This window comes from Rhodoferax sp. GW821-FHT02C08 (genome assembly GCF_059421805.1).
Genome location: NZ_JBWKVR010000048.1, coordinates 1 through 10,194, shown reverse-complemented (window position 1 = coordinate 10,194; position 10,194 = coordinate 1). Strand labels below are relative to the sequence as shown.

8 protein-coding genes are annotated in these 10,194 nt (G+C 53.2%); 1 reads left to right on the top strand and 7 read right to left on the bottom strand.

The features are described 5' to 3' along the window. Positions 1 to 542: hypothetical protein (locus AC07VY_RS26400; protein ID WP_495100116.1), on the top strand; the 542-nt coding region annotated here is incomplete at its 5' end. Here AC07VY_RS26400 and AC07VY_RS26395 read toward each other — a convergent pair. The 7 genes from AC07VY_RS26395 to AC07VY_RS26365 form a co-directional block, all read right to left on the bottom strand. After that, complete coding sequence (locus AC07VY_RS26395) at positions 504 to 758, bottom strand: hypothetical protein (protein WP_495100115.1); 255 nt, start codon at positions 756 to 758, stop codon at positions 504 to 506. The two genes, AC07VY_RS26400 and AC07VY_RS26395, sit on opposite strands and share 39 nt — an antisense overlap. Positions 759 to 766: 8 nt before the next feature. Beyond that, the gene (locus AC07VY_RS26390) at positions 767 to 1,033 is read right to left on the bottom strand and encodes an EndoU domain-containing protein (RefSeq protein ID WP_495100117.1); all 267 of its coding nucleotides are present in this window, start codon (positions 1,031 to 1,033) and stop codon (positions 767 to 769) included. Positions 1,034 to 1,500: 467 nt separating this feature from the next. Beyond that, positions 1,501 to 1,635, bottom strand: coding sequence for a hypothetical protein (locus AC07VY_RS26385; protein WP_495100113.1), 135 nt, complete (start codon positions 1,633 to 1,635; stop codon positions 1,501 to 1,503). Positions 1,636 to 2,123: 488 nt separating this feature from the next. Next, positions 2,124 to 2,411 (bottom strand): hypothetical protein, encoded by a 288-nt coding sequence (locus AC07VY_RS26380; protein WP_495100112.1) that lies wholly within the window; start codon positions 2,409 to 2,411, stop codon positions 2,124 to 2,126. A 26-nt stretch (positions 2,412 to 2,437) separates the two neighbouring features. Then, positions 2,438 to 7,015: an Ig-like domain repeat protein gene (locus AC07VY_RS26375; RefSeq protein WP_495111332.1), complete on the bottom strand. Its 4,578-nt coding sequence runs from the start codon at positions 7,013 to 7,015 to the stop codon at positions 2,438 to 2,440. Between the two features lie 41 nt (positions 7,016 to 7,056). Further along, positions 7,057 to 9,840, bottom strand: coding sequence for a DUF6531 domain-containing protein (locus AC07VY_RS26370; protein WP_495100110.1), 2,784 nt, complete (start codon positions 9,838 to 9,840; stop codon positions 7,057 to 7,059). Then, a partial coding sequence (locus AC07VY_RS26365) for a hypothetical protein (RefSeq protein ID WP_495100109.1) occupies positions 9,795 to 10,194 on the bottom strand: 400 nt, incomplete at its 5' end. The genes AC07VY_RS26370 and AC07VY_RS26365, both read right to left, overlap by 46 nt.

Below are 10,194 nucleotides of genomic sequence, written 5' to 3'. Positions count from 1 at the left end.
CCATCCGCGGTATCCGTCATCGGATCCACAGGCAGGCTGCGGATATAGCGTTTCTCCACCAAGCTCTGCAAGGACGCTGGCAGTTGCCCGGTAGCCTGGCGATCCACAGAGGACAATGCGCAACCTATGCCGAATCCATGGATGAATTTGGCTATGCCTTTCGGGCCATCGCCAGAGATATTGATTTACCCGACTTTCGGGTCCGTCATCCCGAAATCGAGGTGGACAGCCAGGCAGACCGCAAGGCCAAAGACTATGTCTTTGGCAACCCTGGCAACCGGGAGCAATTCGCGCGATGGGCTTTGCAGGCTTGGCGGAATTTTCCGCATCCAGCGGACTTCGATCTGGCGATCACGCCGTACCTGTATTACTTTGATCAGTTTGCATCAGAACATGCCGGGGTCAGAATTGGATCGGCTCTAACAGTAAAACCAAGAAAATTTCTATCAGCGTCCGTCATTGCTGTGCCCCAAATCAAATGGGCGGTGATGTTTCGTTTTTTGTCATCCCAGCCCAGTCAACATGCTATCGGAGTCAATTGACATCGCTTTTGCCAATCGGATGAAAATCTGTCGTTCAGTGGCTGTGGCAAGCTTTTTCTCCTCGCGAAAAATAGCAACGGCAGTTCGAAGGGCAAGTCCATATTCACCAACGTCAAAGAACTCCTGAATTTCATCGCGTTCTGCGGCAGACAAAGCGGACTCACGCTGTGCCAATAATTCTGTGAAAAGCGCCTCAATTTCATTGAAATTTTGCATTGCCTACCTCAGCGTGGATTCTGCGTTACGCCCGGGCCACCTTTCGGGAATCCCGTGACTATCCGTCCATCGCTACCGATGATGACTTGAATCCTAACGCCATCTCGTGTACCAACTACAACTGTCGCTCCATCGCGACCCGGTGAACGCGTGGAACCTGGATCTGTCGCAACGTCTGATATCTCTCCAAGTATCTTGTCTCGCGACCAACTGGATGGAAACTCGCTCTTGCCAGGAATGCCGGTGCCTGGCGCGTGCCCCCCCACCCTCAGCATCACCATCTAAAACATGAGTCGCGTCCTTCGGATCAAGCAGACTTGGCTTGTCTGCCCCGTCCGACGTCATCCAAGGCTTGCACCAGTCCGGCCAAGTCACCCCGCTCCAATTCCATGTCGGCAAATAGGGGCTTGGTTTCATCCAGCCTGGTGGCACAAGACTTTGGTTTTGACTGGCTCCGCCCAATCCCCCCAAACCACCACCTGCCGCTGCGGCGGCGGCGCTCGCCGCCTGCAACCCGTTCGCATCAGTAAAACTCAGCGGATTTGCCGATACGTATACGTACAGCTACTTGTATTTAATAAATTTAGAAAGGAATGGTGCTGCAATAAGCATAACTAGATAGAGCGGAGCGACAAACATTGGGGAGAACAAACCATACACCCAGCCAAAGCTGAAAACCATGTCAACTAACATAAGTACGCCAATGAGTACAACCGTGGCTGCTGCCGAAAATCTTGCACGCTCAAATATAGTCATATGCCGGGGTGGTGGTGCCGGTGGTGACGTCATAGTGGGTGTAGGCCTTGATACGGCCAGCGTCGTCGTAGCTTACTGGCGTCGTATTCGCCAAGCAACTGGCCCGCTTCATCGTATGCATAGTAAGCGGCGCCAGTAGGGACCAAGCTGTCGGCCCCTTCTTGCCCACTGCTGACAGTTCATCGCACCCGCATTCCGCCCACCTCGACCAAATAGAGCATAGGCCGGTCTATTTGGATTATTAATTTCATCCGCCAGACATTGCTCTACACACTGTTTTTCATCGACAGGCTTGCAACTGTCGGGGTTATAAGTATCAGAGCTTGGTTTGCCAGGTCCGAATGGGCCTGCCCCACGGTCCTGCCCTCCGCATGTCATTTCACCTTTTCCATCAGGTACGCAAATGAACTGATGATAGAAAGGCGATGGATTAAGAGAACTCTGCGGATACAGCGCTGGCCCCAGCTTGTCACCAAGTGCATGCAACGGCTTGGTACACATATACGCTGTAAGACCCTCAGGGTCAGTTAATGAAAGCGGATCTCCCCCCACATAGCTGTAGGTATTAATGCCCCCATGTAGTCCGCCTGACGCACGTTCACCATAGGTTTAAGCACCCGGAAACTTGAAACGCACCGCGATCAACCAAACCAACACCATTTGCACTCCGCCGAGCCCGGTCACAATTGACAACATAACAATCGGACTACTGAGAATCCACGGTACCTGTCCAACAACCCTCTCAACCAAGAGAGAAGATGGCAGGGTTACAACATTCAAAGCAATTCCGGGCAGTAGATGCTCCTTTGTCGAACCCTCATAAAGAAAATATGAACCCCATGCCCATAATGCAATCCCCCCCAACGCAAGTGAATATATTGCCGCAAAAATCTTCATGATTAGATGCCTTTCCAAATATGCCCCTAGCGAATTCGGGTACCTATTCCAGGAGTTGCCTGCAATCCGTTTGCAAAGAAACCGGGCATAAGTGTTCCCGTTGTGAGTGTATTGAGTCCAACCCCACCCTCCTTCAATGCCCTTGAAGCTGCAATTGAGCATTGGGTGGAGTCATTCGAAGGGCTCCATGACCAGAGCTTCAAATCGCGCTCTCGTGCTGCCGCCGCATCGAACGCCTTGTCATTGGGAACATTAATCCGCCAAACCTCTGAGGCAGCACGACCTTCGGCGGCCATCGTATCTGCAAAGGACTTGGTTTGGTTCGGTCCCAATGGGTATCCATTGCTGGGAAATTGGCTAAGTATCACCTGCGTGGAGTTCGCCTCGGTAACCATCACATGCCCTACACTCGACCCCTCTGAGCGCCATATGTGCACGTCAACGTCACGCAACCCATATGGATCTACATAGCTGACCGGGTCGCCCCCCACATATGCATACGTATTAATCCCGCCATTGAGCCCAATAGGATCAGACTGCACATACCGCCCGATACTGGCATCGTAGTCCCGGTTCAGGTTGTAGCTCAACCCCGTCTCCACATCCGCATACTGCCCAGGGAAGCGCAGGTTCTGCGTGAACACGCCCAGACTCTGCGGATTGGTCTCCGGTGCCGTCGTCCCAAACGGCTCGGCCAACCAGCGCCAGCGTATGGCGTTGTTCTGATCCACCACCACTCGCGGCGTATCCAGATGGTCGGTATGGATGTAGTACACAAATGGTGGGTTGGCCACGTTAGAGGCGTCCGGCATGAAGATCGCCACGGGGGTGGATCCCAGCCACACATACTCTCGTAACGCATTACCCGCTTGGTCATACTCACCCAGCAGGTGCCCCTCCTGGTCGTATGCAAAGATCACCGTGCTGGCGGCTCCAGCTCCCGTCCCTGCACTGATGAACTTGCGTATACGTCGGCCCATACCGTCGTAGGCAAAAGTCGTCGTCATACCAGCCTTGGTCAGGGTGGTCAAACGCCCAGCCAAGTTGTAGGTGCTGGTGTAACCCGTGCTGTCGCTGGTGGTGTGGCCTGCAGCGTCGTAACCCAAGACACGCGCTGGGTTGGTCGTGCTGACCAACTGGTTGCTGGTGGCGCTGGTTGTGTAGGCGCTGGCAGTACCGTTCAGCGAGACACCGGTACGGTTTCCATTCGCGTCATAGCCAATGCTCCAACTGGAGTTGCCTGCACTTACGCTGATCACTCGCCCAAGCTCGTCGTAACCGAAGCTTTGATTGAGTGCTGTGGATGCCGTTGTAGCTGTGCCGGCCGTGGCGTCGTAGTGGGTGTAAGCGATGATGCGGTCCGCATCATCGTAGGTAATGTCGCGCACGACTCCGCCCAATCGGTAACGCACCAGGCGGCCTGAGGTGTCATAGACCCGGGTGTTGGTCTGGGTGCTGCTGCCCATCTGCCAGAGCCAAGCCGTGGGTGCCCCGAAGGGGCTGAACTGGATCTGGGTGATCAGGTTGACCGGAGTGGTGTTGGCGTCCTTACCCAACGCAATGGCACTGGGCAAGCCTCCCGTGTAGCTAATAGCCAGCTTGCGTCCAGAGGGGTACAAGATACTGACAATGTGACCTGCGGCATCGTAGCCGTAAGCAACGGTTTTGCTAATCGCCACAGAGTTGGCGCCAGTAGCTGCATTGACACTTTGCGTATCGGAAAGTACGTCACCCTGGGCATCGTAGCTGTACTGGGTGAAGCCCATCGGGTGGGATGTGCTGGTCAGCCGCCCTATGCCGTTACTGAAACCAGTGCCGGTCTGGTCGTAGACATTGGTGTAGTTCAGCGTGGTTTGTCCACTCTGGGTGTAAGCAACGCCGCTCAGGCGGTTGAGTGCATCGTAGCTATAGGTGGCGAGTACTCCGCGGCTGTCGGTACGGGTCTTGAGGTTACCTGTGGCGTCATAGGTTTGGGTCGCCGTGCCGGTGTCTGGGCTGACCAAGCTGGTGGTGTCCCCCAGACCGTTACGGTTGTATTGGGTGACTAGGCTGCGCGGGTCGGTAATCTGGGTCAGTTCATCGCGCCCGTTGTAGCCAAACCGGGTCACACCAGACTTGGCGTCGGTCGTGTCCTTGCGTCGGCTCAAGGGGTCATAGGTGCTTTGAGTGACCAGATTGAAGCCGCCAACGCCTGGGGCCTGGGTGGTCTTGGTGGGGTTACCCTGGGCGTCATATTCGTAGTTCGTCACCGGTACAGGAGACGCCAATGGAGCAGGAAGCGCTGCCGCGGTATTGATCGTTTGACTCACTACGGCAGAGGTGCTGCCCAGGTTATTGGCATCCCCTGCGTACACCGCTGTCAAGCTATGCACAACAGCCGTATTGAAACTGCCGCTGAGGGTGGCAACGCCGCCGCTCAGCGAAGCTGTACCAAGCGTAGTCCCGCCATCCAAAAAGGTAACAGTACCACTGGACCCGGTGCCGGCCACTGTCGCCGTCAGGACAACCACTTGGCCAGTGACTGCAGGATTGATCGAAGAAGCCAAACCAGTCGTCGTGGCGCGCTTAGTAACCGTTTGGCTCAAGGCAGCCGATGTACTTGTCAAATTGTTGGCGTCACCTGCGTACACAGCCGTAAGGCTGTGTGTAGCCGCAGTGGAAAAACTCTGAATCAACGTGGCGATGCCACTGCCCAGTGTGCCGGTACCCAACGTAGTGGTGCCATCCATGAAAGTCACGGTGCCGGTGGCTGTTGAGGGGGTGACGGTCGCCGTCAACGTGGTGTTTTGAGCAACCAATGCCGGATTGACCGATGAGGTCAAGGCTGTCGTGGTGGTGGCTGGCGAATTGATGGTCTGCGTCAATGCCGTAGAAGTGCTGGTCAGATTGTTGTTGTCACCTCCATACACAGCTGTCAGGCTGTGCCCCCCAGAAGCCGTAAAGCTCTTGCTCAACGTCGCAACGCCACTGCTCAGGCTTCCCGTGCCGAGTGTCGTGGTGCCATCCATGAAGGTCACGGTACCACTGAGGCTTGTACCAGAGACGGTCGCAGTCAATACCGTGACTTGATTGAGGGCCGCTGGATTCACCGAGGAGGTTAGCGCCGTCGTTGTTGCGCGCTTGTTTACCGTTTGGCTCAATGCCGTGGACGTGCTTGTAGCGTTGCTGGCATCACCCCCATAAACGGCCGTGAGGCTGTGCGCGGCTGCCGTACTAAAGCTGCCGCTGAAAGAAGCCACACCGGACGCCAGGGTGCCGGTACCCAAGGTGATCGTACCGTCCATGAAAGTCACGGTGCCGGTGGCTGTTGAGGGGGTGACGGTCGCCGTCAACGTGGTGTTTTGAGCAACCAATGCCGGATTGACCGATGAGGTCAAGACCGTCGTGGTACCGGAACCACCTCCACTGGCGACATCGCATTCCTTGGCGACACCAAGACTCGGATCACTGCCAAAGAAGCCGGTAGTGCACTGACCAGTCCCTGTGACGTTCCGATAAATCCAGCTTGAGCCAGAGCCATAACGCACAGACTTCGTCCCTGTGACACTAAAGGATCCACCTTCGTCTGCAATTTTGACCCAAGTGGTTACGTTGACAGTTTCACTGAGCGCAGCAGATGTACTGCTCGCATTGTTCGCGTCACCAGAATAGACCACCGTCAAACTGTGCACCCCGGTTGTCGCAAAGCCCGTGCTTAAAGTAGCCACACCAGCATTCAATGTGCTGCTGCCCAATACTGTGCTGCCGTCCTTGAAGGTAACGTTACCTGTGGCACTGGAGGGACTGATCGTTGCGGTAAGGACAACGACCTGGTTTTGTAGGGCTGGATTGGTTGACGCAGTCACGACAGACGTCGTATTGGCAAGACTGCCACTGGGAACATCGCATTCCTTGGCAACACCCAGACTAGGGTCGCTGCCAAAAAAGCCTGTAGTGCACTGAACTGTTCCGGTTGGATTCAGGTAAATCCAATTTGCTCCCGAACCGTAACGTACTGCCTTGGTGCCTGTGATCGTGAAGGACGCACCTTCGTCCGCAATCTTGACCCAAGAGGTTGCGTTGACAGTCTCACTGAGTGCAGCAGAAGTGCTACTTGCATTGTTCGCGTCACCTGAATAGACCACCGTTAAACTGTGCGCCCCGGTTGAAGCAAAGCCGGTGCTTAAAGTAGCCACACCTGAATTCAATGTGCTGCTGCCCAATACAGTGCTGCCGTCCTTGAAGGTCACGGTACCTGTGGCACTGGATGGACTGATGGTTGCGGTAAGAACGGTGGTCTGGTTTTGCAAGGCAGGGTTGATCGATGCAGCCAGGCCAGTTGTCGTACTCGCAAGACTGGTACTGGGAACATCACATTCCTTGGCGGTACCCAATATAGGATCGCTACCAAAGAAGCTGGTTGAGCATTGCGCCGCCCCTGTCACGCTCTGTTGGATCCAGTTGGAGCCTGCGCCATAGCGCACCGTCTTTGTTCCGGTAATGGAGAAGGAGGCACCTTCGTCCGCAATCTTGGTCCAGCTCTGCGCCTGTGCTGCGCCCATCAAACTGAACCAAGCCAGCCACGTGGCGAATCCGATATAGCCAACACGTTTAGCAAGACGCATTGCTTCGCGCAATGTATTTATTAGATCTGAATGCACGCCGCTCACTCCCTGCCGATAATTTGTTGTACCCGCCCCAGGGCGTCTAAGCTGCGGGTCAGGCTGCGTGCCAGCACCCCGGCAGGATCCTTGACGTTCTGTGCAGTGCGATGGCCCAAGTTGTCCAGCGTGTACTCGATGCGGTTGCCCAGGTTGTCCTTGGTGGCCACTTGCCGATGCGCGGCGTCGTATTCGTAGCCAATCCAGCTGCCATCAGCTGCAGTAATTTGCAGCAGCTGGCCTATCGGATCGTAGCTGTAGCTGGTAGTCCGTCCTCCTACGCTGGAGCTCAGCAGGCGCTGGCGCAAGTCGTAAGTGTTGACTGTGAGTACGCCATTGGGATCGCTGCTTTGTAGAACTTGCCCGTGCTTGTTGTACCGACTGTAGGTCGTAACGTGACCTTTGGCGTTGGTCACCGTTTGCAGATCGCCCAGTGTGTGATCAGCAGTGGTGTCGCTGTAATAAGCGTAGCTGGTCGTATTGCTCTGGGGGTCTTGGATCGTTAGCACCTGACCTGCAGTGTTGTAAGTCCAGCTGCGCGCGCGGTTGGCTACACCGCTTTGCAAGGTGGCGCTCACACCCATGTGTCCATCGGTATCAGTTGTAGCTTGCACGACCTGTTTACACAGCACAGCGATGGGCTTGCCATCGGACAGCAGCGCGGTACCAGGCGCGCAGCTGACAATCGCATTGCTATTGAAGGGGTCGGGCTGGCCGTTGTATACATTGGTGGTCAAGCGGCCCGGTTCGGCTACCTGCACTGGCAAGCGCCAGTCAGGATGCCACGTGGTGGTGGTCGTCTGTGCAACTGCGGTGCCTGCGCCTCGCGTTGTACTGAGAGGGACTCGGCGATTGATATCCCAGGTGTACATGGTCTGCGTGCCGAGAAAATCTGCGTCTGCTTCCAGCAGACCATACGCATTTTGCTGACGACTCGCTTTACCATTTGCGTGGGTTGACGACGGTTTATCTGTACTCGCAACGGCCAGGTTACTTTGCGCGATGTCGTACGTATATTTACGGCCAGTCCCCAAGGGATCAATAACTTCCGTCGATGCGCCACTGCTGCCCGGATAGTTGACGCTGAATTTGTACACCCCACCCGCATGTTCTGTACTGACAGCGCGTCCATACGTGTCGTAAGAAAAAGTTGCAAAGCGCGCACCATCTTCGCGAACGATTCCCGTTAGAAAATGAATCGTTGATGTATCTTCATATATATAACTCTGCGTTGTATTGTCAGCCTGCTTAACACTAGACAAACGACCGCTCGCATCGAATGCATAAGTTATGGCATCACCACTTGGCGTAACTATTCCACTTAGAAATCCAGAATCCGAATAATTAAAAGTCAATGCACGACCAGAACTGCCAATCACTTGACGCAACTGACCCGCACTATATCCATAAGAAATGGTTTGCCCATTGGGTTTACGCAATTCAACAATATATCCTGCTTCATTGAAATTCAACAAGGCGCCATCGGAGGCACGCTTATAACTCCAGCCGGAAGAAGTTTTGACCAAAGTATCGGATGAACCAACAGCATCCCACCCACCGTCACCAGCTCTGCGGTTGAATATTTGTAGGTATCCTTTACCATCAATTACCTTACTGACAACCTCATCAGAAGAAATCTGAATGTTGTGATTATGCGTCCAGGAAACACCCAAAACAGACGATCGATAATTTGCATCAGTTGCCCATCTACTGCGATAGGTTCTTGAAAAAGTCAAATCATCAAATCCACCTCCAGCATAATCGACAACAGTTTCAATTTTTTCTCCGGAGGCAGGAATAATGGGATTCCCAGCCTCTGCGTCACACGTCCCCCATTTAAGATCCTCGGGAGCCATGGTGACTTTAATCGGATAGGTTGGATCCGGGTATAAGTCACCACATCCTTTGCAAGTTGCTTGCACAAGCTCTGAGGTGGGCTGAGACGGTGCTGAATAAACACAAGACGCAATCCCATTTGCATTGGTTTGACTATCGCAAACCAACCGCCCCTGCACCGACCGAAGCATTAAATCAGCATATACAGGCCAATTTGGAGCAAGAACACCATCTTGATCCCATACTGTTAAAAATATATTTCCGCTATGCCCCACATAAATAGAATCAATGCCACTGATTTGCATACTGTATCCACCAGGTTTGCAAAAACCATTGCTTTCATCTAGCATACCTCTATTTGAGCAATAGAATCTATTTATTCCATTAACGGGATCAATGGCTGTTGCTGGCTGTGGAAGTCGCCAACCTGGAGGAATAGTAAAATCAAAACCCGCATGGGCTATCTTGGAAGGATAGGGAGATATGTCTGTACTACTTTCATCAACTGCCGCGCTACATGGGGAGTACGAACATACATTATGAGGTTCACCATTCAAATAATATCCTGTCGTGCACATATTTAATCCCTGCTCTGCGCATACAGCTCCCTGCGTATCAACAAGCACAGCGGCCAATTGAGGTGATGAGTTATAGTTTCCAGCAGGCATCCATTTTTCCGCCCTCCAAGTCCAATATTTCGGATTGCCCATTAGGGGAGATTGAGCCTCGGCATAAGAGGCGACACCAAACAATCCAACGCATATTAATTTAACCAAAATATGCAGTCGCCCTTTTATAATTGATTTATAAATTTCTTTTATCATTTTAAATAAATGCAAGTAAATAAATTTTTGAAAAAAGCTTATTAAAAACCCATGACAACCATTTTTAAATAGGAAAAGAAGATTTATTGTTGCCAGGAAACCATCAAACCAAATCGACGCCGCAAGCAACTTATTTCCAAGCTTATTTTTAGCAAAATTTCTTTACATGTTAAACATTTGGTTTCATTTTTTGGATTCTCTTCACATACCTTTTCCTCCTCTTTGAGTATAAAAATAGACTGTGAATTCATCCAGTTCAACTTGTAGGCCGGTAGCTGTACTCCCGTACCGTCGAAGTACCGTCTGTGGATATCACGGCCCGCACCCCACGCACCTTCCCATCCGCCGCCATCACCAACTCCCAGTCCGTTGTGCCAGTAAAGGGGTTCGCATACACCACCCGCAAGTGCCTCCGTATCGTCGCAAAGCGCCGATCCTCCAAGAGGTCCTGTAGCGTCGCCGGATACGCCCGCACGCCGCCCG